Origin of the sequence: Nostoc sp. DedQUE12b (genome assembly GCF_034530835.1) — a bacterium.
Taxonomy (GTDB): domain Bacteria; phylum Cyanobacteriota; class Cyanobacteriia; order Cyanobacteriales; family Nostocaceae; genus Nostoc.
In genome coordinates this window covers 13763-40076 of record NZ_JAVRCI010000061.1, presented here as the reverse complement: position 1 = coordinate 40076, position 26314 = coordinate 13763, and the positions used below count along the sequence as shown (strand labels likewise).

The 26314-nt window shown below is 42.0% G+C and carries 17 protein-coding genes; 6 read left to right on the top strand and 11 right to left on the bottom strand.

Going from position 1 to position 26314, the window contains the following annotated elements; translation table 11 throughout:
* Positions 1-233 precede the first annotated feature (233 nt).
* The 6 genes from RMY16_RS24460 to ruvC all read right to left on the bottom strand — a co-directional run bounded on the left by RMY16_RS24460 (position 234) and on the right by ruvC (position 6710).
* Positions 234-788 carry a DUF3124 domain-containing protein gene (locus RMY16_RS24460; protein WP_322738532.1) on the bottom strand — a complete coding sequence of 185 codons (555 nt, stop codon included), beginning with the start codon at positions 786-788 and terminating at the stop codon, positions 234-236.
* Positions 789-863: 75 nt separating this feature from the next.
* Complete coding sequence (locus RMY16_RS24455) at positions 864-1541, bottom strand: TrkA family potassium uptake protein (protein ID WP_322738531.1); 678 nt, start codon at positions 1539-1541, stop codon at positions 864-866.
* Between the two features lie 269 nt (positions 1542-1810).
* Positions 1811-4816 (bottom strand): MFS transporter, encoded by a 3006-nt coding sequence (locus RMY16_RS24450; protein WP_322738530.1) that lies wholly within the window; start codon positions 4814-4816, stop codon positions 1811-1813.
* A gap of 463 nt (positions 4817-5279) precedes the next feature.
* On the bottom strand, positions 5280-5813 hold the full coding sequence (gene infC / locus RMY16_RS24445) for a translation initiation factor IF-3 (protein ID WP_099103961.1): 534 nt from the start codon (positions 5811-5813) through the stop codon (positions 5280-5282).
* Positions 5814-6048: 235 nt separating this feature from the next.
* Positions 6049-6186: a hypothetical protein gene (locus tag RMY16_RS24440; protein WP_322738529.1), complete on the bottom strand. Its 138-nt coding sequence runs from the start codon at positions 6184-6186 to the stop codon at positions 6049-6051.
* A gap of 32 nt (positions 6187-6218) precedes the next feature.
* Positions 6219-6710 carry a crossover junction endodeoxyribonuclease RuvC gene (ruvC, locus tag RMY16_RS24435; protein WP_322738528.1) on the bottom strand — a complete coding sequence of 164 codons (492 nt, stop codon included), beginning with the start codon at positions 6708-6710 and terminating at the stop codon, positions 6219-6221.
* A gap of 174 nt (positions 6711-6884) precedes the next feature.
* Here ruvC and RMY16_RS24430 point away from each other — a divergent pair, with 174 nt between their 5' ends.
* From RMY16_RS24430 to RMY16_RS24410, 5 genes are all read left to right on the top strand, one after another.
* Entirely contained in the window at positions 6885-8294 is a 1410-nt protein-coding gene (locus tag RMY16_RS24430; RefSeq protein ID WP_322738527.1) for a gluconeogenesis factor YvcK family protein, read from the top strand.
* Between the two features lie 61 nt (positions 8295-8355).
* Positions 8356-8811 carry a tRNA (adenosine(37)-N6)-threonylcarbamoyltransferase complex ATPase subunit type 1 TsaE gene (gene tsaE / locus RMY16_RS24425; protein ID WP_322738534.1) on the top strand — a complete coding sequence of 152 codons (456 nt, stop codon included), beginning with the start codon at positions 8356-8358 and terminating at the stop codon, positions 8809-8811.
* Between the two features lie 1179 nt (positions 8812-9990).
* Positions 9991-10617 carry a PadR family transcriptional regulator gene (locus tag RMY16_RS24420; RefSeq protein WP_322738526.1) on the top strand — a complete coding sequence of 209 codons (627 nt, stop codon included), beginning with the start codon at positions 9991-9993 and terminating at the stop codon, positions 10615-10617.
* A gap of 444 nt (positions 10618-11061) precedes the next feature.
* A complete protein-coding gene (locus RMY16_RS24415) occupies positions 11062-12189 on the top strand; it encodes an acyltransferase family protein (protein WP_322738525.1) in 1128 nt (375 codons plus the stop codon).
* A 264-nt stretch (positions 12190-12453) separates the two neighbouring features.
* A complete protein-coding gene (locus RMY16_RS24410; RefSeq protein ID WP_322738524.1) occupies positions 12454-13152 on the top strand; it encodes a CAP domain-containing protein in 699 nt (232 codons plus the stop codon).
* A gap of 139 nt (positions 13153-13291) precedes the next feature.
* On the opposite strand, the gene RMY16_RS24405 is transcribed toward RMY16_RS24410, so the two are convergent.
* The 5 genes from RMY16_RS24405 to RMY16_RS24385 all read right to left on the bottom strand — a co-directional run bounded on the left by RMY16_RS24405 (position 13292) and on the right by RMY16_RS24385 (position 23598).
* The gene (locus tag RMY16_RS24405; RefSeq protein ID WP_322738523.1) at positions 13292-14674 is read right to left on the bottom strand and encodes a carotenoid oxygenase family protein; all 1383 of its coding nucleotides are present in this window, start codon (positions 14672-14674) and stop codon (positions 13292-13294) included.
* A 410-nt stretch (positions 14675-15084) separates the two neighbouring features.
* Entirely contained in the window at positions 15085-18279 is a 3195-nt protein-coding gene (locus RMY16_RS24400; RefSeq protein WP_322738522.1) for an efflux RND transporter permease subunit, read from the bottom strand.
* Positions 18280-18436: 157 nt separating this feature from the next.
* A complete protein-coding gene (locus RMY16_RS24395) occupies positions 18437-20047 on the bottom strand; it encodes an efflux RND transporter periplasmic adaptor subunit (RefSeq protein ID WP_322738521.1) in 1611 nt (536 codons plus the stop codon).
* 909 nt (positions 20048-20956) lie between these two features.
* On the bottom strand, positions 20957-22246 hold the full coding sequence (locus RMY16_RS24390; RefSeq protein WP_322738520.1) for a glycosyltransferase family 4 protein: 1290 nt from the start codon (positions 22244-22246) through the stop codon (positions 20957-20959).
* A gap of 746 nt (positions 22247-22992) precedes the next feature.
* Positions 22993-23598, bottom strand: a complete 606-nt coding sequence (locus RMY16_RS24385) for a PEP-CTERM sorting domain-containing protein (RefSeq protein WP_322738519.1) — start codon at positions 23596-23598, stop codon at positions 22993-22995.
* 488 nt (positions 23599-24086) lie between these two features.
* On the opposite strand from RMY16_RS24385, the gene glyS reads away from it, so the two are divergent.
* On the top strand, positions 24087-26240 hold the full coding sequence (gene glyS / locus RMY16_RS24380) for a glycine--tRNA ligase subunit beta (protein ID WP_322738518.1): 2154 nt from the start codon (positions 24087-24089) through the stop codon (positions 26238-26240).
* The last annotated feature ends 74 nt before the right edge of the window (positions 26241-26314 follow it).

The window sequence follows — 26314 nt, the reverse complement described above, 5'->3', positions numbered from 1 at the left end:
TGAACCTCTGAGCTTCGTTGATGAACCTCTGAGCTTCGTTGATGAACCTCTGAGCTTTGTCGCTGAACCTCTGAGCTTTGTCGCTGAACCTTTGAGCTTCGTTGATGAACCTCTGAGTTTTGGCTGATTAGGATTCTGTTGCCTCCAGCTAAAGATTGAGTCTCTGACTCAATGAATGCATTCCCATGCGGAGCATGGGAACGAGGAAATGATAAATTAGCTTTTTAAAATTTCTATTTTAAAGGCGATCGCTTATAGTTATTTTGACTTTTAATTACCCTACTAGGACTGATAAAAGAAATTCCTTGTTGAAAGTCAGTACCAATCATGACTGCCTCTACTATCGGTTCGGATATTTCTGTTTGGGCTACCCACTCGACAATGAAGTTGGCGCCTAAACCTCCACTGGTGTCATTTCTATTGATAAAAAAATCTGTTGAAGCTAGTGCATCAAGTTGAATAGGGCGCTCTAAATACTGCTTAACTAATTTCCCTTCTGAGTTATAGTAGCGCACAGAAGTAACAATAATCGGATTAGTCAAATCTGTATTCCGAATACTAAGCGTAACTGCTAACTCAAAAATCTCTTGACGATTGTGATGATAGATATGAGAGTAGACCGGAACATAAAGAGTTTCACCGCTGGCTATCTTAAAATTCTTATCCAGCGTCACTGTTTTTTGCAATGGGGTTGCTGGAATGGCATTGGGTTGTGACTTGGGTGTTGATTCACAAGATGCAAGAATAATAACAGCGATCGCTAAATAAATATATTTATACAGCTTCATTAAAACTATTTACACTAATTTTTTATATATGTGTAGCTAACCCCGCCAAATAAGCAGTTTAGCTAGTAACTGCGCTCAACATCTTTGTTGAATAAAATCAATAACTTGATGTAAAGATCCTGGTTTAGTCACAATCAGCACAGTTGAATGAGGTTCCAGTATTGTACTACCGTTAGGAATGATCAAATCTTCGTGGGGATGGGATTGATAGCCAATAATTAGCGAACCAGTAGGGAATTGGGAATCTTGAGCAATTTCGGCAACGCTACGACCAGCAACATAGCAATTGTTGGGGATGGAAAGTTTCAGAACCTCAATCTGTCCCTGCTCAAAATGCATCATTGATTCCACTTGCGGATACTCAATGGCGTTCACCATTGTTGAAACTGATAGTTCAACAGTACTGATAATATGGTTGGCTCCAGCTATCCGCAGCGGTTCGGCAAAATCGGGGTGACGCATTCGACTCAAAATATGGGTGACGCCGTAGTGTTTAGCAAGAGTTACCATTGCCAAATTTAAGGCATCACTTCTGAGGACTGCTGCCAAGGAACCAGCTTTGCGAATTCCAGCTTCTAACAATACTTCTGTACTCACAGCACTGCCTTCAAAAGCCATTGCTCCCACTTGTTCGCGCGCGTAGCGGCAAGCGATAGGGTCAACATCAATTACGCCAACAGTATGCCCTAGTTCTACTAGTTTTTGCGCTAAACTTAAGCCGACTAAGCCTGCTCCACCGATGAGTACGTACATGATTTCTGATATTCTTTGAATTTTTACTTCAGTTTACAGGTTAACAAATAGTCATTTGTCATTTGTCATTAGGGCAATTTTCATGTATTTGAACCACATCATCGTAAGGGCACAGCATTGTTGTGCCCTTACCGCGTGGTCTATTTACCTGAAAATAGCTGTAATTCTGCTCCCTCTGCTTAAGAATAGCTTGCACAGTTATTAGATATTTTTTATTGGGAATCCTTTAGCAGCAATGGAAATCACAAGATTATTCACGCAGAGGTTTTTTAATTGTAATTTTTGAATTGGTATTTTTCGAGTAACTCTTTAACTTGAGCGGACACCAAAGGATGTGGATCTTTTTGTAACTGGGGGAGGATTTGCAGGAGAACGCGATATGAAACCATGTTTAAATATGCGATCGCAGCTTCTCTGACAAAGCCGGTGGGATGACGCAAACTCACTAGTATCTCAGAACTGGTCAGTCGGATGCGACTTACTTGAGCATAATGAAAACAGCAAGCTAGACACCAGTCAGAAAGGAAATTACCTAACATCAGCAATCTGTGGAGGCGATCGCTAACTACCATGTTCTCATATTCTACGATCTTGGCTTCGACAAGATATTGTAATTTTTCTGCATGTGGTCGGTTATCTAAAATATTCAGCAATAAAGACTTTGAAGATAAAGTTACGGTATGCTCTAAGATTTCTAACCCCCTGGCTAAGTTTACCACTGAGAGCGATCGCAGATTGAAAGATGCTGCCTGCATTTTTTCTGGCGAGTAAAGCAGTTTCAGTAATAGTAGCAGCCGCTCTTTCACATCCAATTCCAATTCTAGAAGGGCGCGTTGCAATAATTCCGAGACAATTACAATCCTCTGATTGGATTGATAATTTTCTTTTTGGTCTAGTGTTTGGAAGTCGATATATGCAGCGTAAATTTCACCTAAAAATTTTAATTCCTGCTTAATTAAATTTTCTACCCGACTTTCATAAAATCGATCTACTAAACCTTTAATTCCTGGTTGTTTGTGGATTTTGAGTAAGCTGCGGAGAATATGATCCCTAGTAGTACCCCAGGATATTTCCAAGTTCTCCCATAAAGTTTCCAATGCTTGCTGGGTACCGACTTGAGCAATGGTACGCCAAGCATACATCCGCACTACTTCTGGTTTGTAAATATTGGTAGCCAACCGCAACAGCATTTCTAAGGCTTCATTTTCTAGTCGCACTAGGGCTGACATGGCTGTGCTGCGGGTTGATTTGTAATAAAGTGCTGCAATTAGTGCTGAATAATACTCTTCTAAATGGGTGGCTGAAATCATTTCTAATACGGCACAGCGCACCCGTAATGACTCATCTTGTAATAAATTCGGGATATGAATCCGCAATGCCTGCAAATAAACTGCTTCTCTGAGCGCTCTGACTCCATTCACCCGTTCCCGTTCTTGCTTATGAGTCAGCATCCGGCGCATGGTTTGGGTAGCTGCTACCTTTTGCATGGGCGTTCCTTGGCGTAAGACTAAAGCGGCGGCGGTGGCGCGGATGAGTGAGTTTTGCCGGGGGTGTAAATATCCTTCTAAGAGGCTTAAATTGGGGTTTGGTTCAGCCAGCCAAACGTAACGCAGTGCTAAGGCAAAAACTTCGGGGTTAGTTTCTTGGGATTCTTCTAACAAAGGACGGATGGCGGCTAGATAATTCGCATTTACACCTCCCATCAGCATCACTTCCAAACTTTGGCGCTGCAAATCTGGAGTTAACTTCACTAGTAGCGGGGCTAAAACTTCCGCCGCTCCTTGAGAGTCAATTTGGGCTAAAAGTTCAATGCAAGAGCGTTTATCAGCCTCACTACCTTTTTCTGCTAAAGCTTTGACTACACCCTGTTTGAAAAATCGCAAGCCGACATTGCTTGCACTCAAGTGACCCCGCGCTACACTCAAGACTAACAGTTCCACATAGCGCGATCGCAATTCCCAAACTACTGTTAAACAAGTGCCAGTTATCAGCATTGTTTCTGCTACTAACACCCATTTTTGTAGTGGTTCGGGTACAAACCGCCCACAAAACAAGATAGTTACAAAAATTAGCGCTCCTGTCAAACCTGTGGCGATCGCTTCGGCGGTTCCGCCAGATAAAGTCTGCATCCGGCTGCGAATTCCCTCTGGAATCGGTTGATACAGGATGGGGCCGCTACTCATAACAAAGGTGTAGCGCAGAAGTTCATCGCAGAATTTGACAATTATTAAACCCCAGAAAAAACTTTGCGATTGCATGGCTGGAATTAAATGCAGCAATACCAGCACCCCTGGGAGTGAAAAGCCGACGGTGATTGGTAAAAGCGTCGCAGTGAAAAATACCCCCATGCGTTCGATGAGTCGGCTGGAAAAAAACCACTGCAACAACAACTCACACAGTCCCAACATCCCACCAAAAAGACCCAAAAAGCTCGCAAGTTCTCGGTCGCTCAAATTGGATTGGAGTTCGCGCAGATACTGAAAATCTATTAACAACCCAATAACTTGCAACAGTCCCACAAAAGCAAACAACTGCCAGACGTACCGCTTCAGGGGACTTTTAATGAAACGCTCTCGTGAAGCTTGTTGTTCAGGAACTAGTCTTTGTGGGGTTTCAGGGAAAGCTGCTCGATAGTGATGAGTTAAATAAAATAGAATCCCCGATCCTAATAAAATCACGATACAGGCTATGAGGATGATCTTATTCAACGTGGTGTATTGCACTAGCCAAGGCAAACTAAAGCCACTGATCACATCTGCTACTAAAAGCCCACTACTCACCAGTGGGTAAGTCCGTTTAATCTCCCGAATATTAAATATTTGATTGGCGACAATGGAAGTGTTGAGGTCATTTACCACATAAAGTGCATCTACCCACAGCCGCAGCAGAAATGCCGAAATCACTGCTAGGTAGGAAAAATGCGATCCCCAACGTAATACAACTAATAAAACTAATGGCATCAACATACAAGGTGCGATCGCCACAATTACCCGACGTAAGGGAAAAATCTTTTGCAGCCAAGAGTATAAAAAAACCAGTCCGGCGCTCATTACCGCACTAGCAATATACATCCACGGCAGCAGGTGAGTTCCATATTCATCCAAAAACAGCGCCACCGTACTGTCTTCTGCCCACCGCAATCCTACACAGACAATTGTGTAAAAAAGAAACATTATCTGGGTGCGTTCGCTCTCCTCTGGTCGGAGATTCACCCACTGTAGTAGTCGTGGTAAAGCAACTTTATTTGCAGCCAACCAGTGATTTTTCAGTTCCATGCAGTTTTATTTTCTGGTAGTATCACCGCGTAATGGGGAGGCAGGGGAGCAGGGGGGCAGAGGGGCAGAGGGGCAGAGGGGAAAGAAATATATCTTCCTTGCTTGCTCTCCTTGTCTCTCTATCCTTTGGAAATAGCAAAAGTCCTGAGCAACTGAGTATTATGTTTCCCACTCAGCGTTCAGGACTATCGATTTTAGATAAATTTAAACGCTTTCGTAGGAGTGCATAGCTAAGGGACTTCCAAGAAATAAATTATCCATTTTGTGGGGCGGGCAATATGAGCGCCCTAAATCTGGGACGGGTGGGGACACCCATCCCACAAGAAAATTTGGGATGTTTTTTTTATTTGGAAGTCCCTAACTGTGCGCTCAAAGCGTATATTGCATTTAAATAAAAGATGAAAAAATCCCCTGACTTCTAGCCAGGGGATTTTCAAACTTGGTCTATTAAACAGTTAGAGAATTATTTTTTAGGCGAGATGAGCATCATCATGTTTCGTCCTTCTTTTTTAGGCGCTTGTTGAAGCTCACCAAAAGGCTCTAAATCCGTTGCCATTCGCTTAAGCAAATCTTCTGCTAGGTCGCTGTGTTGAATTTCTCGACCCCGGAACATCACAGTCGCTTTGACTTTATCGCCATCTTTCAAAAAGCGCTCTGCTTGCTTAACACGCACGTTGTAGTCGTGTTCTTCTATTTTGTAGCGCATTTTAACTTCTTTGACATCAGCCGTGTGCTGTTTTTTCCGGGCTTCCCGCGCCTTTTTTTCCTGCTCAAACTTGTATTTCCCGTAGTCCATAATCCGACAAACTGGCGGGTCAGCTTTATCGCTGATTAGCACCAAATCTAGCTCTTTTTCTTCTGCTAGTTGTAGTGCTTCCAGTGGGGGCATAATTCCCAGTTGGGCACCGTCAGTGTCAATGACCCGAATTTTCGGGAAGCGAATTCGTTCGTTAATTTGGGGCAGATCGCGAGTTCTTTTCTTCTCAATCACAGCCATTATGATTAGTGGGAGCTCTTAATGAAGGATTTGGTGTGGTCTAAATTAATATGCCTCAGAGGCAAAATACAGAAGTAACTCAGGACTGAAAACATAGTCTCCAGTTCTAGGGTAACTAATCCATAAAATAGTTGCCTCGTTGTATTTGTCATTTTACTCAGTCTGAGAGAATTTCTCTGCAATAGTTAATCTAAATTACACAACCTAGACTCATATTAAATATTATTACAATTATTTAGCAAGACTTTTTGCGATCGCGTAACCGCCCACCGGAGGCGATCGCATTGAGCAACATCATCAGAACTAGCTCTTGAGCGTTTTCTGAAATAGAGTCCAGTATTGGCGATAGTTCATGGGCTTTTAGAGAAAGCATTATGTCCCCAAACCCAAATCTTTGATAAAAACCTACAGCTGATAAGATGCCGTTAAAGCCACTGCCAAAGCATCCGCAGCATCATCCGGCTTAGGAATTTCATTTAAATCCAATTCCCGCGCCACCGCTTCTTGCACTTCTGACTTATCAGCATTGCCATAGCCTGTTAAAGCTTGTTTAATTTGAGCCGGAGTAAACTCTACATAAGGAAGACGACGCTGCCCCAACACTAAAATGACTATACCCCGCGCCTGTGCAACCAGAATAGTACTTGACATCCGATAGAAGAATAGTTTCTCGATCGCCACTAAATCTGGTTGAAATTCCTCCATCAGGGTGTGTAAATCATCAAACAAGGTACATAAGCGCTGTCCCATTTCTACATCTGCTGACGTTTTAATTACTCCAAAATCCAGCATATTTACTGTAGTCTCTTGCACCTTTTTGAGATTTTGTGTGCAGCTAATCGCCCCAAATCCTAAAATTGCCAGTCCTGGATCTAATCCTAAAATTCGTTTTTCCATTAAATTCACTTTTACCAAGCCAGGGTATTGTTTAACTAGAAATCCTGGCAATGTTCACGACTTGCTCTTAGTCTAATAGGATTGATAAATATAATAGTTTCACGCCTGGTCTTTTAAACCAAGCGGTGTAGATTTTCTGTTAATTATTGTTTGTAGCACTGCTCCAAATTAGGTATGTCAATTGGTTTTCTCAGACAAGCCCTCAACGCCCTGCAAAAGCAGTCGCGCTCTCGTACTTCTTATCGGGTTAACCAGTGGTTCAAATGGTTATCCCCTGGACTATCGGTAAAACGTTGGTTGTTAATTAGTGTTGGGGGTGTATTGCTGGCGAGTTTGGGGTTAGCTATTTGGATTAAGCTGACCCCAATTTTTTGGATGATTGAGTTGGTTAGAGGTTTCTTGGGAGTCATCACCAACCTCTTACCGAACTATATCAGTGGGCCTTTGGTGCTGCTTGGCGGCTTGCTGTTATTGCTTTGGGGGCAAACTCGCACCGTAGGTTCAATTACTAAGGTACTAAGAGCAGAAGGCGGAGAGGAACTTATTGATGTCTTGCTGGCCCATCGTCGATTGTACCGAGGCCCAAAAATAGTGGTAATTGGCGGTGGTACGGGACTTTCTACGTTGTTGAGGGGGCTGAAAACCTACAGCGCTAATATTACTGCGATTGTCACTGTCGCCGACGATGGTGGATCTTCTGGGCGTTTGCGTCAAGAATTTGGAGTGCTACCACCAGGAGATATTCGCAATTGTTTGGCTGCACTAGCAGATGAAGAAAAGTTATTAACAGAATTGTTTCAATACCGTTTTCGGGCTGGGGATGGGTTAACTGGCCACAGTTTTGGCAATTTGTTTTTAACGGCAATGAGTGATATTACTGGAGATTTAGAACAAGCAGTTGCAGCTAGTTCTAAAGTTCTAGCTGTGCGAGGACAAGTACTACCAGCAACTCTCAGTGATGTTCGCCTTTGGGCAGAATTAGCCGATGGTCGTCGTATTGAGGGGGAGTCTAGTATTCCCAAAGCTGGCGGTAAAATTGTCAAAATTGGCTGCATTCCGGCTAATCCTCCGGCTGTGCCAGCAGCTATTAAGGCAATTAAAGAAGCTGACTATATCATTATTGGCCCAGGTAGCCTTTATACAAGCCTAATTCCTAATTTATTAGTACCAGAAATTGCCGATGCGATCGCTCAAACAGATGCTCCCCGTATTTATATCTGCAATATCATGACTCAACCAGGAGAAACTGAAGGCTACACTGTTGCCGATCACATCAGAGCAATTGATGCTGCTTGTGGACAAAGACGACTATTCGATGCTGTGTTAATACACAAAAAATCCCCTTCGGAGCAATCACTTATCCGCTACGCCCAACAAAACTCCCATCCTGTTTTCCTCGATAGAGAAGCCGTAACTCAATTAGGACGACGGATTGTTCTAGCTAATGTTTTGTATGAAGATGAAACAGGTTTTGTACGTCACAATCCGCAGAAACTAGCACAAGTGTTATTGCGGTGGTACGGTAGAAGTCAGTCGCTTCTCCTGCGAAGACGCTATGCGAACGGGGAATTGAAAATTAAGTGAAGGTGAAAATTTGTCATTTGTCATTTGTTTAGACTAATCAGTAATGCCCAATACCTCAATCATGAAAATTTTTCTTGCAGATACAGAAGCGACGCTGCGCTTAGGTATTACTCTTGGCGAATCCCTGACACCGGGGAGTGTAATTTTACTAGAAGGTGATTTAGGCGCTGGTAAAACTACTTTAGTTCAAGGCATTGGTAAAGGTTTAGGAATTGCTGAACCCATTGTCAGTCCCACTTTCACGCTGATTAATGAGTACACGGAAGGGCGCTTTCCTCTTTACCATCTGGATTTATATCGCTTAGAACCGCAAGAAGTTGCAACCCTAAATTTAGAAAGTTACTGGGAAGGTGTTGAAGTGATACCAGGAATTGTGGCAGTTGAATGGGCGGAACGATTGCCCTATAAGCCAGATAGTTATCTGAGCGTGAGTTTGACTTATGGACATGAAGGCACTCGTCAAGTCGAACTTACACCATTTAATTGTGCCATTAGCCAAGTCATTGCCGCGATTTAAGCTCATCTCCTGATTAAAGTACGAGGGATTTCAGTTTTTTGATCGCAACAGTCAAAAATTCCTACAAATAATCGAGAGAGAACTTTACACTCGTTCTATCTGCCACTACCACGTTCACCACTGTCAGTTACTAACATTGTTATCTCAACCAAAACAAAAATATTTAATCAGCTTTTCTTGAATAGAAAACTGGTAGTCAGCAAAGCTGACGCCTGTCCCTATAAATTTAGGAAAGTTCGCAACACACTGGCTTTCTTTAAAAGGGAGACTATTTTTCCTTCACTCCCTTAAATCTAGGCGGGGTTATATTATCCGAATAGTATTAAACCTAAAGTCATTCTTAACTAAACGGGATATACGAATCAAGCAAGTGTAAATAAACTGTTGTTGGGGTCAATGACAGTTTTGAGAGAACTTAGTCAGCTTCGATTGAACCCGATTAGTTCCCTACTGTGGTTTAAAGATGGAATCTAGATTATTTAGCAGCGAATGCTAATAGAAAAAGTTAAACAATTATAAACTTATGTATAATTTTAACTTTGCTCACACTTAGTATTCCCAAGTTAAGTTCACAATCTATACAAAAAAATAAAGTATTTTATAAATTTAAAAAATTAGTTTTAATAATTTTAATTAGCAATAAATTATTATATTCACATCTGTAATTAGCACCGATCTCAAGAAAATATTAACTAAAATATCTCGTATTTCTACATATTTTATCTAGAAATACAAGATATAAGCTGTTACGCAAATAAGATTGCACATCAACTGGTGAGGTTGTCCTAAGTCAATTGTCCAAAGTCCAATTGGTAAACACAAATGACTAATGACTAATGACGGTCTACACGGAAAATAGTGCAATATGTAGGCACGTTAGCTTATTAAGTAAGTTGGCACGAAAAAACCAAACCATATAAAGATACAGGGTTTTCTCTGTCGAGTGAACTCTTTGTTACACCTATTACTTCAATAATATTAAGTAAAAATGCTTAAACTACGGCGTTTAATCGTAGATTAAGCATTTTTGCAATGAGTAGAGTCTTTTATCGAACAAGTGCAGACTCTTCGCTAGTCGAAGTTGCTTTCGTTACAAATCTTCATCAAAATTCCATTCCGATATATCGTGATATATTCCGATATATCGTATATTAGAGAAAGTTGATTTGAGATTTACTTATGTTTAGACATTTTCGGTCACGTTTTGGCGCACCTGCATGGGCAGGAGTTAGCGAAGAGGATTCATTGCTTGTCAGGTCTTGGTTTCAACATGGCAAGCATCATGGTAGACATCATGACAAACGCTTTGATAATGAAATGTTTGGTCGTGGTTGGGGAGATGAATACCGGACTCGTCGGGGTGACATCAAGTTCATTCTGCTGGAATTGTTATCCGAGCATCCTAGTCATGGTTACGACCTGATTAAAGAGATGGAAACTCGCTATGGTGGTTTCCGTCGCCTCAGTCCTGGCTCAGTTTATCCAACACTCCAATTGCTGGAAGAAGGTGGTTATCTTAAGAGCGCACAGGAAGGAGGCAAGCGGATTTATACGATTACGGATGAAGGTAAACAATTATTGGCAGAACGTACCCAACAAGAACCTTCAGATACTCCTTGGGATACCTTCAAAAGTTTTGTTACAGGTAAGCCCCAAGAGTTTATTGAGTTGCGGAATGCCGCCACAGAGTTAGCTGCTGCGGTGGTGCAGGTTGCTCGTAGTGGCAATATGGAGCGGATAAATCGGGTGCGCGAGCTTTTAGAGCAAGTTAAACGGGAAATTTACGCGATTCTGGCTGAAAAATAAGTACAGGCTCGTAGTAAGAGCTTTAGTCCTTATTTTTTAAGCACCAAACTGCTTACTACAAACCCTCTAGTACTTTGCTTACGCTGTCGATCGCATTAGTGTTCTAGCGTTCGCTGTCTAGCATTTGCATCTGATTCAGGGTAACTGAAACTTTTTGCTTGTCAACAGGAAAATTGTTCACTGCATGAGCAGGTTGCTATAAAATTTTTTAAATCCCTTACTAGTAAAGAGTTTCGGGAGATACAAATAACTTATGGGCAGTTCCGCCAGCACGCCTGTCACTCCTTATAAGACAAATGTAGTCTCGCGTGGGGATTCATACAAGATAGTATGGGCAGGAACCTTGATGAAAAACTATATTTGGTAAATAGACCGATAAATTTTCCTTGCTTACCTGCGTCAAGCGGAGTACTTTAGATACTCATGTAACATAAAATTCCGCTTATGCGCCTGACTTCACTGGATGTTTTTCGCGGCATTACCATCGCTGGAATGATTCTCGTTAATATGGCGGGTGTCGCAGATGATGTATATCCTCCCTTAGCTCACGCCGATTGGCACGGCTGCACACCAACGGACTTGGTATTTCCCTTCTTTCTCTTCATTGTCGGTGTAGCAATGACTTTCTCGCTGTCAAAATACAGCGAAGGCAATAAACCAACCTCAGCTGTTTACTGGCGGATATTGCGCCGCGCTGCTATTCTTTTTGCTTTGGGATTACTACTAAATGGCTTTTGGAATCAAGGTATTTGGACTTTTGATTTGAGTAGTATCCGCATTATGGGAGTGTTGCAGCGCATCAGCCTTACCTATCTGTTGGCTTCCCTAGCTGTTCTCAACCTTCTGCGCAAAGGTCAATGGATACTAGCAGCAGTGCTACTCATTGGCTACTGGCTAACGATGATGTATGTACCAGTACCGGAGCATGGTGCGGGAGTTTTGACGCGAGAAGGTAATTTCGGAGCTTATGTTGATCGCCTGATTATTTCCAAAGCACATTTATACAAGGGCGATGGTTTCAACTTTATGGGAGATCCAGAAGGGCTTTTCAGTACTATTCCCGCGATAGTAAGTGTCCTAGCTGGCTACTTCACAGGCCAATGGGTACGCAGTCAACCTGTACATTCACGTACAAGTATCGGTTTAGGATTATTTGGAGTCGGTTGCTTAATTATCGGTTGGGCGTGGGGGTGGACATTCCCAATTAACAAAAAGCTGTGGACAAGTTCTTATGTAGTATTTACAACAGGTTGGGCGTTACTATTACTAGCAACTTGTTATGAACTTATCGAAGTACGGCTGATGCGTCGTTGGAGTAAACCTTTTGAAATTATGGGCTTAAATGCGATCGCTCTTTTCGTTGCCTCGGTTTTGTTAATTAAAATTTTAGTCAAAACTACTATTGGCACTGGCAAAGACGCTCCTAGTACCTACAATTGGATTTACCAGAATTTTTTCGCATCTTGGGCGGGTGTGCTGAATGGTTCCCTGTTATTTGCCTTAGTCACCGTGTTATTGTGGTGGGCTGTTGGTTTTCTGATGTATCGGCAACGCTGGTTTCTGAAAGTGTAAAAAAGATTTTTGTTATTATTTACGTTTTAGTGTTTTCAATGTTACAACAGGTGTTAAGTGATAGATTGTAACACTCTAGGAACAAAGGCAATCGCAACTTTATCAATATTATTGGCGCGTTAATCTGCGCTTTCTTTAGCAAACTTGCTTAAGCTCTGATATCGTTTCTAATGGCAGAAGCGTATACAGACTTATCTGTGCGTTGAAAATTCTTATTTCTTCTAATTCACTAAATTAATCCATAGAAAAATTGTGAGGTAATCGATGCGTCGCATGAATTTTTGGGTATTTTTGCCAATTAGCTTGGTATTGGGCTGCTCAAATCAACTGCTTCAATCTAACCCATCTGTAGCCAACTCTAACCCAGCAGTACAAACTAGTCCAACTTTATTAGCAAAGGCTAGTTACCTTTCACCGTTGGAACAACAGGTAATTGTTGAAACCAATAAGGTAAGAAAAAATCCTAAAGCATACCTCCCCATTCTGGAAAACTATAAAAAGCGCTTTGAGGGGAACCGAGTCAAAATTTCTAATAATACTTATCTGCGAACTCAAGAAGGAGTCAAAGCAGTTGATGAAGCGATCGCATTTCTCAAATCAGCACGTCCTATAGGAGCCTTGAGTGCATCTAAGGGTATGTCTTTAGGAGCAAAAGACCACGTAAAAGACCAAGGTCCAAAAGGTGCTATAGGTCATGATGGTAGCGATGGTAGCAACCCTTTTACTCGCATCAACCGCTATGGTACATGGCAAACAACCGCAGGTGAAAATATCAGTTATGGCCCAAACACCGCTCAAGATATTGTCATGCAATTAATTATTGATGATGGTGTGCGCGATCGCGGCCATCGAAAAAACATTTTTAACAGCGCTTTTAAAGTCTCTGGTGTTGCTTATGGAACTCACAAATCATATAGAACAATCTGCGTGATTAACTATGCTGGCGGATATAAGGAAAAATAATTTGCGATCGGCAATAGAGAGGATTCTACCTGGCGATTAGAAATCGCGGTTACACAAACCAAGTTCACCTGCTAAAGAATTTGAAACCCGCTTAGGCGGGTTTTGTCTGTGTAGACGCGGTTTCTAACTGCCTATTTAGCTATTCCTCGGCAAACCAAGCACCATGAAACCCGTAAGGCACTCGTTGGGGAATTATCACCCGCGCTACAGGTTCAGCCGTTGTATCTTGAGCATTCACTACTACTAATTCTGAAGTGTTTGAATTCTCATCGTGGACGAAAGTCATCAGCCAACCATCATCCTCAGCCGTTGCACCAGGACGCGGCGCAAACACAGTTTCACCGCCATAGCGTCCCTGTCCAAATTCATGTATTTGGGATTTTCCATTGCTGAAGTCGTATTTGATGATACCGTCAAATAAAGGTACGGGACTGTTTGCAGCTTTGTTAGTGTAGCCATATCGGTTTTGTCGCCCCAATCGATTTTCGTTGACGCGGGGAAATTCCGAGGCGACATCATCCAACATCTCTTCACGCACTGAACCAGTGTTGAGGTTAAATCGCCAGCGATACAAACGGGGAATATTTGCGTTTGGATCGGGTTGCGAATCATCAGAACTCAAAACAGTTGTAGAACTCATGCGACAGGCAATCAGCACTACTTCGTCTCCCTCTTCGTAAGCGTTGAGGGTATGAAAGACGTAGCAAGCGGGACTTTCAAACCAGCGGATATTACTGTTGTCACCGTGACGTGGTACGATACCGAAACGACTAGAGCGATCACGCTCAAACATCATTAAAGCTTCTCCCCGTTGCAATCGCTCTGGGTTAAAAGTCAGTGGCAAATCCATGAAAATTGTGTAGTTTTCAGTGATGGCAAAATCGTGCATCATCACGCCTATTGGCAGTTCAATTGGCACTGTCCGCAACAGTTCGCCTTCTGCTGAGACCACACTATATTTCAGATACGGTGGCGCAAACAGAGAATAGCCAAAGAAGATCATTTCCCCTGTAACGGGGTCTACCTTGGGATGCGCTGTGAAGGAAGAAACCAGCTTGCCATTGTAGGTGTACTCGCCAATGGTTTCTAATTCAGGCAGTTTAATAGCGTGAGGTTTACCTCCCTCGTTCAGCGCCAACATCTGACCAGCGTGCCACACTAAAGCAGTATTGGCAGTATTTTTGTAGCGACCGTGGGGATTATCCATTTGTGGTGGTTCTAACAACCCAGTCCAGATAGCTTTACCCGCTTCTCGTTCTTTTTTCCATCCGGCTGTCTGGACGTAGCGGTTACGATAAGTGGCTATGCCGTTGCTAATTTGCACACCATGCAACATCCCATCCCCATCAAACCAATGGTATTGACCGATAGGCGTCCATTGAGGGTTAGGGCCATTCCGCACAAACATCCCTGATAGATCAAGGGGTAATTCACCGATGACTGGCAATTTGTCGGTGGTGATTTCTTCATGGACTGGAGCAAAATTGCCATCGAGATAGGGATTGACTGCTATTGTTACCATTTTCTTGATTTCAGCGTACATTTGTACTGTACATTCTGGTTTGTCATTATGCCCACATGCAATACGGTTCGGTTAAAGGGTAAAGGGGAAAGGGGAAGGGTTTTGAATACATCCTTTCCCCTTTACCCGCAAACCCATTCCCCAGATCATAAGGAAAGTGAAAAATGCTTATCCGAACCGTATTGTGCCCACATGGAAATTTTGAGGGCATTGTGGAATTTTTGCAATCGGTCTACAAATTAAACTTTTTTCTCTTGCTGTTTAATTCATTTTATTTGTAGAAGGTTTCAGTAATCTTCAGAATAGGGTGTGCTAAACCAGACATCTGATATTTACTTAGCGATCGCTTCTGTAGTTTTCTTTTTTGCAAGACCCTAAATTGATTTGCTTCAATCGATAACGAAAGATAATCAATCTTCAGCTTTTGTTGAATATACAGCAGTGCTACCACCATTCAATGACGCAGCTTCTACTGATATTTCTTGGTGCCGATTTGGTTTGATAAAGCGCTCTGTTGTCGTCTTAATGACGATGTACAAGATTGGCACTACAAACAAACTTAAAAAAGTCGCAATTAACATTCCACCAAAAACTGCTGTTCCTAAAGATTGGCGACTTCCTGCTCCTGCACCTGTGGAATTAGCCAAGGGGTAAATTCCTAAAAGAGTAGCAAAGGCAGTCATCAAAATTGGACGTAACCGTTCTTGTGAAGCTTCAATTACTGCTTTAGTCATCGAAAGACCTTGATCTCGCAATTGGTTAGCAAATTCCACAATCAAAATAGCGTTCTTACTAGCCAAACCAATCAACATTACTAGACCAATTTGACAGTAAACATCATTAGAAAAACCCCGTAACGATTGAGCTACAAGCGCTCCAAAAATAGCTAAGGGAACTGATAACAAAATGATAAAGGGGTCAATGTAGTTTTCGTATTGAGCAGCTAGTACCAAAAATACAAATACCAATCCTAATCCAAAGATCAGGGGTGCTAAACCACCAGAATCTATTTCTTCTAATGCAGTCCCTGACCATTGATAGCCATAACCTGCTGGTAAAACTTCTTTAGCAACTTGTTCCATTGCTTTAATTGCGTCTCCAGAACTAGAGCCAGGGGCGGCGGCACCATTAATTTCAATTGAGCGGAAGAGATTGTAGTGATTGATAGTTTGCGCTCCCACCGTCGAAGTAACTGTGACTAAGTTACTTAAAGGAATCATTTGATTCTTTTGAGAACGAACGTATAGTTTACCAATATCTTTTGGATTAGAACGAAACTGTTGATCTGCCTGGAGATACACACGATAATTGCGCTGCTGGAGATTGAAATCATTTACATATTGCGATCCCAAAGCAGTTTGTAAAGTACTGAAGACATCATCTATGGAAACTTGCAATGATTTGGCTTTATTGCGGTCTACTTCCACAAGCAATTGTGGTGTATCTGCGGCAAAGGTACTAAATACAGCTTGTAATCCTGGTGTTTGATTAGCTTTACCTAGCAACTTACCCATCGATTGCACCAAATTTTCTAAGCCACTGTTACCTCTGCGGTCTTGCAGTTGAAAGACGAAGCCGCCAAAGTTGCCTAAACCCTGAATTGGGGGCGGGTTCACCGGGAAAACTCTGGCTTCTGGGATTGCCATCAACTTCCCTTGCAAGCTGCCAATAATCGCCTGTACTGATTGATCGGGTTTTGAGCGCTCATCCCATGATTTTAAAGTGGTAAATATGATGCCACTATTGGCGGTGCTACCACTAAAACCAAATCCTCCGATCGCAAAAGTCCCCACGACTTCAGGAATTTTCAGAATTTCTTTTTCTACCTGTGCAATCACATCGCTGGTATATTGCAACGAAACCCCTTGCGGCCCTTGGATAATTGTGATGAAGTAACCTTCGTCTTCATCGGGTAGAAAAGCTGTCGGTACTGTCATGTACAGCCAAGCAGTCATTCCCAAGGAAACAATAAACAACCCAATTACAATACTTTTGATGCGTGCGAGAAAGGTAAGCGATCGCTTATAACTATGCTGTACCCAGTCGAGAAAGCGATTTATCTGGCCAAAAATCCAACCCAGCCAGCCCGAAGGTTTTTGTCCTTGACGCAGCAACACGCCACACAAAGAAGGTATCAGAGTCAAAGCCAAAAAAGTTGAAATTCCAATGGAAAAGGCGATCGTCAGCGCAAATTGCCGATAAAGTGCGCCTGTGGTTCCCGGAAAGAACGCCACTGGTATGAACACCGCCATCAATACTAGTGAAGTTGCAATAACCGCCCCAAAAAGTTCCGCCATTGATTCACTGGCGGCTCGGCGAGGACTAATTCCTTTATCCTGAATAAAACGGCTGATTTGCTCTACTACAATGATCGCATCATCTACCACCATCCCTGATGCTAAAGTCAGACCAAACAAAGTCAAACTATTAATTGAAAAGTTAAAAACTTTGACGAAGCCAAATATCCCAATGAAGGAAAGCGGAATAGTAATTGCGGGAATTAACGTAGTTCGCCAGTCCTGCAAAAACACAAAAATTACAATTACAACCAGCACCACCGATTCAATCAGGCTCTTAAGCACTTCTGCCATCGACTCTTCGACAAACATGGTTGTGTCAAAAGCTACCTGATATTTCATGCCTGGGGGAAAACTTGGAGCCAATCGCGCAATTTCGGCTTTGACTCCCTTAGCTACATCCAAGGCATTACTACCAGGAACCTGATAAATCCCTAAACCGACAGCATCGTTAGCACGAAATCGTAGAAATGAACTGTAGTTTTCTGCACCCAGTTCTGCTCTACCAACATCTTTGAGCTTGACTAATGTGCCATCATCTCCAGTTTTGAGGACAATTTCTTCAAATTCTGATGGTTCTGCTAATCGGCTAGCAGCACGCACATCAAGTTGATACCTTTGTCCTTCAGGAGCAGGTTCTTGTCCAATTCTCCCTGCACCAACTTGCAAGTTTTGTTCAGATAAAGCATTGGCTACATCCTGAGTTGTTAGCCCCCGATTGGCTAGGCGGCTTGGATCTAACCACAAACGCATTGCATAGCGGCGTTCACCAAAAATTTGAACGTTGCTCACGCCTTTGACTCTTTTTAAGGCATCTGCTAAGTAAAGGTCGGCATAGTTACTTAAGAATGTATTGTCGTACTCTTTATTTTCAGCGAATAAACCAATTGCTAAGAGGATGTTACTAGATTCTTTCGATACTCGCACTCCCGTGCGTTGCACAGAGTCTGGTAGTTGTGGTTGGGCAACAGAAACACGATTTTGCACATCCACAGCTGCAATATCTTTATCGCGCGATGAATCAAAGGTGGCTGTAATGGTACTAGTACCATCGTTACTGCTGCTGGAAGTGAGATATCTTAGTCCCTCAACCCCGTTGATTTGCCTTTCTAAGATATTTGTCACTCCGCTTTCTACGACTTCGGCACTAGCTCCGCTATAGTTGGAAGTTACAGTGATTTGGGTGGGACTAATTTCTGGGAATCTGGCGATCGGTAGTGAGGGAATACTAATTAATCCTGTTAAAAGGATGATGATCGCGCAGACCGATGCAAAAATTGGTCGCTTAATAAAGAAGTCAACAAACATAGTTTAAAAATTAGGCTTTGGGTATTTGGCATTAGGTATTGAGGAATGGGAAATGGGGCATTGGGTAAAACAGTTCCGAGTGCTGAGTTAGGAGTGCTGAGTGAAGAGTTAGGAGTTACGAGTTCTCCCCCTGCTCCCTCCTCCCTACCCCCTTCAGCTAAGGCTTCTGAATACTACCCACTTGTTCCGGTGCTGGAGTGATGGGAGCGCCATTAGTTAGGTTGAGAATACCAGAAACAACAATTTTGTCTCCAGCTTTTAGTCCTTCGATAACTTGATAATTATTTCCCTCAATAGCTCCCAATTTCACTGGTTTTTGTTGAGCAACTAAAGATGGTGCTCCAGCTTTCTTTTCTGTTGGTGCTTCAGCTTTCTTTTCTGTTGGTGCTTGAGCCACAAATACAAAAGTTTCTCCACCCAGGCGAGATACTGCTGTAACTGGAATTAAAATTCCTGGACGTTCATTCCAGATCACTTTGGTTTGCACTGATTGGCGATTTACCAGTTGACTTCTAGAATTACCAAAGTTAGCTTTCACCAAAATTGTCTGCGAATCTGAACTGGCATCTGGGGAAATGAAACTTATCTTACCCCTTGCTGCGGGTTGCCCTTGGACGTTCAGCATTTGCACTGGTAATCCTAAGCGTAACTTTCTGGCTTCTTCTAGGGGAACGGAAATATTCAGTTCTAAAGAGTCGTTTCTAGTAAGTGTAGTAAGCTGGTCTGCTCTTTCAACAAAATCTCCCACTTTTGTGGGAATATCGCCAACAGTACCAGTGAAAGGTGCCAGAACTTTTGTGTATTGCAATTGGACTTGAGCAGCTTGGAGTTGTCCAGCTGCTTGAGTTACTTGCGATCGCGCTTGGGCAATTTCTTCTGGGCGCGAACCATTTTCTAGTTGCCTTAAGTTTTGTTTCTGTTGTTCCAAAGCACCAGCTAACTCATTGATACTCGATCTTCTGCTTTGGCGGAGTTGATCTAAGCGTTTCTGGGCTACGACAAGGGCAGCTTCAGCGCTTTGCTGTTCTTTGACATATCCTTCTAAGGTATCTTGGGAAACTGCGCCCTCTTTTCTCAATTGTGCGTATCGTTTGGCGCGTGACTGTGCTAGTTCCACATCAGATTTAGCTGACTGAATTTGCGCCTCAGCCTGAGCAATTTCTTCTGGTTGCGATCCCGATTGAGCATCTCTAAAGCGAGCTTGGGCTTGGGCTAACAGCGCTCTAGCTTGGGCAACTTCTTCTTGTCGTGTACCTGCTTGGAGTTCAGCAAGACGTGCTTGGGCTTGTTGCAGTGAGCCTCTAGCTTGTAATAATTGAGCTTGGACATTATCACTTTGCAGACTAATAATGACTTGTCCTTGTTGAACGCGGTTGCCCTCTTGGATGAAAATCTCGGTAATTCGCCCTTCAACCTGTGGCTTAATGATTACTGAACGTGGAGCTTCTAAGGAGCCAATAAACTCCGAACTTTCTTGAACGGTTTCAGTTTTTACTGTGGCTAGTTTGACTGGAACTGCTCTAGGTTGACTAGCATTTGCTTCAGCACCACCTGGTGCATTCCTAGCATTACTAGTTTGCCACCAGCGCCAACCAAAACCTACACCTCCAATTAATAAGACGATTCCTAATAGTAGGGGCCAACGACGTTTTTGAGGTGGCTGAGGCGATCGCTGTGGTAATTGTTGCGACTCTTGACTAGAATCAGTAACAGCAGGCTGTTCTATTTCAATGGGTAAGGGAGAGTCAGGGAACTCAGAATGGGACATCTTCGTTTTCTCGTCTTGTGGATTTAGACTTGGGCAATCTACTCTTCGCTAAAAAAGCATTATTTGAATAGTTTTTTAGCCTTTTTTTCTATGTTGGTGACAAATATATTTGGGTATTTGGGCGATCGCTCACGATGTCTAGCACCTAAAATGAAGCAATTTTGTTCAGCACATTATGGTTGATTTGTACATTACTTAACTCCGTTCAATTTCTTAAAGTGTAATTTATAGTTTTTTGTTAGTCAGTATAAACCCAGTGCTTTCTCTCCGAGCTAAAGCACGGTTCGTATTGTTGTAGCTAAAGCTTCTACCTGTAAAGCGATCGCTTCGGTAAAAATAAATTTACCTCGTTGACCGCAGCAACACGAGTAATTTCTCGCGTTGTCACCGTGGTTAAACTTGTCGTTGCAAATACCTTAGTTGCTGACTAGATCAAGGGTGCATAAGTTTGTGCCGTACTTGATGCTAAGTTTTTTATGAGTGTTTGCAAGCACTTGCTTGCATTATAACCACATAGTAAACGAAATTGGTATAAGTTACAGATGAGTTTATCGCCCTTAAGTATTAGTGAATACTGATCTTAAGGAAGAAAAAAGTCTAGAGCAATGCCTTGTTTAGGAGACGCTTGTCTGCGACACGCTAGGAGTAGCTTTGATTCTTTGCAGGAGTACGCCTACACTGATTAATTCAGCTGTCTTAATCAAAGTTGCAAGTTTCATCAAGTTATCCTCACCAAGAACGACGTGCAATCAGCTAGTGTTCTCTAGATTCCTATTTTTAAGTAGTCTCAACTTCCTACAGTTAGTTCACCCGATCGGTTGATCTTTAAATCACCCATTCGGGTGAGTTAATTTATCCCAATCGGGGTTTTGTCTGGGTAGCTAACGAGTGAGAAATCCTCAATCCCCTTCAACCATCCACAACTGATTTCTTAGAATCGAATTTCGGTAAAATTCCCACAGTTGATTTTCGGTTAGTAACAATATGAGAAAAAAGCCACTCATACCGATCGAGCGCTTGCTCTAAAGAATAGTTTTCTTCGGCAAATTGTCTTCCTGTCTTACCTAGTTTCCTTACTAGAGCCGGATTAGCATATAAATCATGCACCGCAGCGGCCATTGCCTGGGGCGATTCTGGTTCAACAACTATCCCACCACCGCTGAGTTCGATCGCTTTAGCAGCAGTACCAGTGGCGGGAACTGAACCCACAATTGGGCGACCACTCGCCAACAAAAGTGGTATTTTTGAAGGCATATTGAACGAAATCACATTGTGCTTTTGCACAATTAGCCCAACATCAGAAGCTGCTAGCATTTCAGGTAGTTTTTCTCGCGGCTGTAACGGTAGTAGCAAAACATTATCTGCTCCATTTGATAGACAATATTCCTGCAACCTTTGCAATGCTCTTGATTCGCCAACAATAACAAAAACAATATCTTTGATATGACGTAAACAAACGGCTGCTTCTATTACTGTCTCTAAACCTTGCGTTAGAGCAATGTTGCCTGAATAAAGTACTACAAATTTCCCATCTAGTTGATGGTTAGATATCCAGGAGTTACTCTGTTTCGGTAACGGGCGAATGAAATTTACATTTACCCAATTGGGAATACAAACGATTTTATTAACAGGTACTCCCTTATTTACTAAATTCTCACGAAACCCATCAGCGATCACACTAATAGTGTGTGCAGTCCGATACGCAAATTTCTCTAAAGCTGCAAGAGTTCGGATCATCCATTTGTTTTTTAATAGCCCGATACGCACAGCCGCTTCTGGTAAAATATCTTGCACATTTAGAACTACTGGGCAATTGTATAACCAGCCCAATATTGTTGCTGGCAACGTACCTAGTAGCGGCGGGACTGTTAAGATAATCACATCTGGTCGCCCACCTTTAAAGGCTTGGGGTAAGCTCGTGAAAACAAAACTCAACTCCAGCAACAACCGATCCACGAGCTTAGGTTTAGACTTGATACGGACGTAACTTCGCTGAATAGTCACACCATTTTTTTGTTCAGTAAGATACCATTTATTCTGATACCCATCATAAATTTCGCGCTGAGGATAGTTGGGCATTCCCGTAATCACTCGCACTTTATGATCTCGCTTGACTAGTCCTTCTGCCAATTCAGTCATTAACGGAGCAATTCCAATTGGCTCTGGATGATAGTTGTAGGAATAAATCAGAATATGCATGAATTATTTGTGAATTTTGTGAAGATAGCATGAGATGATCGAATTACTTATTAATAGCCAGTAGGGGCTTCTATTTTTATTGCTTACAGCGTTTTATTTTGCATAAAGCAAAAGCTATAGGTTTAGAGGCAGTAAGCAGAGGTAAAAACGGTTTATATCTGATTTGTATCTCTGCATTTTATTACTTCATTTATTTATAAATGCTGTATTTTGACTGGTTAAATTGTTTAATTAAAAAAAATGTGTTAAACATTGCTTATAAATTTTCTTTGTGGTTGTCAAAAGGCAATTTTTGTCCGGCATAAAACACTTAAAAATCAATATATGACTTTGTATAAACGGAGAAGATTATTGATAAATATAAACTTGATTTTTTGGTGATTATGACAAGGGTTGGTCTTTTTATTTACGAACTAATGCCTAAATTTACACTTGGTGAATTGTAACATTATATTCACTATTATGCATATAACCCTCATTCCGCCTTTTCAACTGGCACATGAAGTATTTTTAACCAACTCATCAGTATAGTATTCATTAAGCAAAATCCCACTTTTTGAGTAGTTCAAAGGCACTGACCAAAACAGTGTTAAGTCTTGAGATAATAAATGCTGAGGTAAAAGAAAAATTAATTTCACTCATATTTCTAATGAGGTTATATGATAACCCCACTAGTTAACTGAACTAGTAGGGCTAGAATAGAGATTCAGTAAATTTGGCAAGCTCTGACTAGAAGACCCTAATTTCTAGTAAGAGGCTTGCTTTTTCTTGAAAGTTGAAGCTACACCCAACCCAGAAAATGCTAGCAAACCCAAGAGAGAGGCAGGTTCGGGGACTTTGGAGACTTGAATAGAGCCAGAATTTTGATCTAGTGTTGTTGACGTTCCCTGTTGATCGACATCCTGACGTAATAGCAAAGAGTTGCCAACCGTTCCCTGAAAGAAATATTCTCCAATTACACCCGTTCCTCCGGCGACATCAAAGGAACCAAATAATGTCTGAGTGGAAGTATTAAAATTGAAAGCAAAAAAGCTAGATTCTGATACTCCACCACTAACGGTGTTATAGGTTCCCAGAAGATTTTTAGATGGGTCTAAGAAGGAGACATTCAAGGATTGTAAAAAGTTGGTGGCTCCACTACCAGCTTCTGAAATGATTGTTGGTGCTGTAGTTTCGTCGTAGCTGAATGAACCTGTTGCTGAGTAACCAGCATTACCTTGCCAGTTAAAGTTTAATTCAATAGCTTGGGCTGGATTGTTAGCAATAGTAGCGATCGCAACACCGATTGCTGCGATCGCGGTGATTTTGGCGAAAATATTTTTCATGGTCATAAATCCAAAGTTGATTGTCATGATGCATATATCAATGCATCAATCAACACTAAGCTTACGATAGAAATATATATCCGTAAATACCGCATAGAATACACGATGTAATATAATGAATTTATGAAGAGAAGCACTTGTTTTATAAAGTTTTGCATAAAAGGTCAAGTCTATAGTGATGTCTGACGACAAACTTCTCTGCGTCTACGCTCCTTTGTATGCAATCCACTCTGGCTTAACTTCCATTCCTCATTTATCGTAAATTAAAGGATTTGAAATCCCTACGTTTTCACGTAGCCCAGTTACTCTAGGGGATCTTCTAACAGTAGGAGTTTAAGTAATCGTCTATTTGCATAGCCTGCCGCAGACAAAATGTCTTTAATGTGGAATTTTGAATTGTTAACTATGGGGTTTTCCCCTTATTCTCTTCGATGACCAATTCAGCTAAAAATCACGAGCGATCGCCTGAGAATAACTGATAAAGTTGAGCTACGCAAAGTTGAAAACAGTGTCCTATGCCTGGGTTTCTATTAGAAGTTGGTACAGAAGAACTACCTGCAAGTTTTCTCAGTGATGCTTTAGTGCAATGGCAGGAACGCATTCCCCAAAGCCTGGAAGCAAACAGCCTCAAGGGCGAAAGTGTCCAGATATACGGTACTCCCCGGCGGCTGGCGGTATTGATTAAAGGGCTACCATCGCAGCAACCAGATCGAGAAGAAGAAATTAAAGGGCCTCCCGCCCAAGCCGCCTTTAAAGATGGTCAGCCAACAGCAGCAGCAGCAGGCTTTGCCAAAAAGCAAGGTGTGGAACTGGATGCGCTGTCTGTTCGCCCTACTGACAAAGGGGAATTTGTATTTGTGCAAAAAAGAATTTCCGGTCGTCCTGTAGCGGAAATTTTGACAGAACTTGTTCCCCAGTGGATTTGGGGTTTAGAAGGTAAGCGGTTGATGCGTTGGGGGAATGGGGATGCGAGGTTTTCCCGACCAATTCATTGGCTGGTAGCTTTGTTAGATGAAACGGTGCTGCCTTTAGAATTAGTGAATGGTTCTAAAACGATTCAGAGCGATCGCATTTCCCAAGGTCATCGGGTCTTACATCCTGAACCTGTGACAATTGCCCAAGCTACTGATTATGTTACCGCCCTCAAGTCTGCTTATGTCACCGTTGATCCAGAAGAACGGGTAAATCTGATTAAAGAACAAGTAAATGCAGTCGCAGAGAATTTAGGCGGGTATACAGTAATTTACCCCGATTTGTTAGCGGAAGTAACCAACCTTGTAGAATATCCTTCCGCAGTTGTTGGTAAATTTGAACCAGAATTTTTGGAATTACCAACTGAGGTAATTACGGAAGTGATGGTTACTCATCAACGTTATTTTCCTGTATTCAAACCAGGGAGTTTTGAGCAAGAATTATTACCCAACTTCATCACCATTTCTAACGGCGATCCCAAGAAATCAGATATTGTTGCTGTTGGAAATGAAAGGGTAATTCGTGCCAGATTAGCTGATGGTAGATTTTTCTACGAAGCTGATTTAACTAAGCCAATAGAGAGCTTTTTACCCCAGTTAGAAAAAGTCACTTTTCAAGAAGAATTGGGTTCGGTGCGTGCCAAGGTAGATAGAATAGTTAAAATCGCCGAGCAAATTAGCAGTCAATTAGAACTAGCGGAAAATCAAAGCCAAAGAATCCAACGTGCCGCTTTATTATGTAAAGCAGATTTGGTAACTCAAATGGTATATGAGTTCCCGGAATTGCAAGGCATTATGGGAGAAAAATATGCCTTAGCTAGTGGTGAAGATGCCGAAGTAGCAAAGGCAATTTATCAACATTATTTGCCAAAGGGAGCCGGTGATGTCTTACCTGAAACACTCACGGGTAAAATCGTAGGTTTGGCAGATAGATTAGATACTTTAGTGAGTATCTTTGGTTTAGGTTTAATTCCGTCCGGTTCATCCGATCCCTTTGCCTTGCGCCGTGCGGCTAATGCTGTAGTTAAAATTACTTGGTTTGATAATTTGCCGATAAATTTAAATGATTTATTGGCGCAAATAGCAACAGACTTTGCAGCAAAATATCACAAAGATCGAGCATCATTAATCACAGCATTACAAGAGTTTTTCTTGCAACGCATTCGCACCTTATTACAAGAAGAAAAGCAGATTGATTACGATTTGGTAAATGCAGTTTTGGGAGAAAATGACCCAGAATACACAGAACGGACGTTAAAAGATTTATTGGATGTCCGCGATCGCGCCTTATACTTACAACAAATCCGTAACGACAGTACCTTAGATAACATCTACGAAACCGTTAACCGTTCCACACGATTAGCCGCCCAAGGTGATTTGGATACAAAACAGCTAGAACCAACAAGCGTAGTTCGTCAAGAATTATTCCAAAAGCCCTCTGAAGACGCTTTGTATAAAGCACTAATCGAATCAGTGCCGCAAACTCAAGCAGCACAGCAGACCCGAAATTATCAACTGTTAGTAGCAGCATTAACAAAAATTGCTCCGGCAGTTAGTAACTTCTTTGATGGCCCAGATAGCGTTTTAGTTATGGACTCCGATCCAGAAATTAAGCGTAATCGGTTACATCTACTGGGGCTAGTTCGCAATCATGCCCGTGTTTTAGCTGACTTCGGTGCGATCGTCAAAAATCTGTAGCGTAGATCAACAAAAACTTGTGTAATTTTTGCCAAGAAAGGCTACTATAGGGAGTGCTTAACCAGGGACACTCT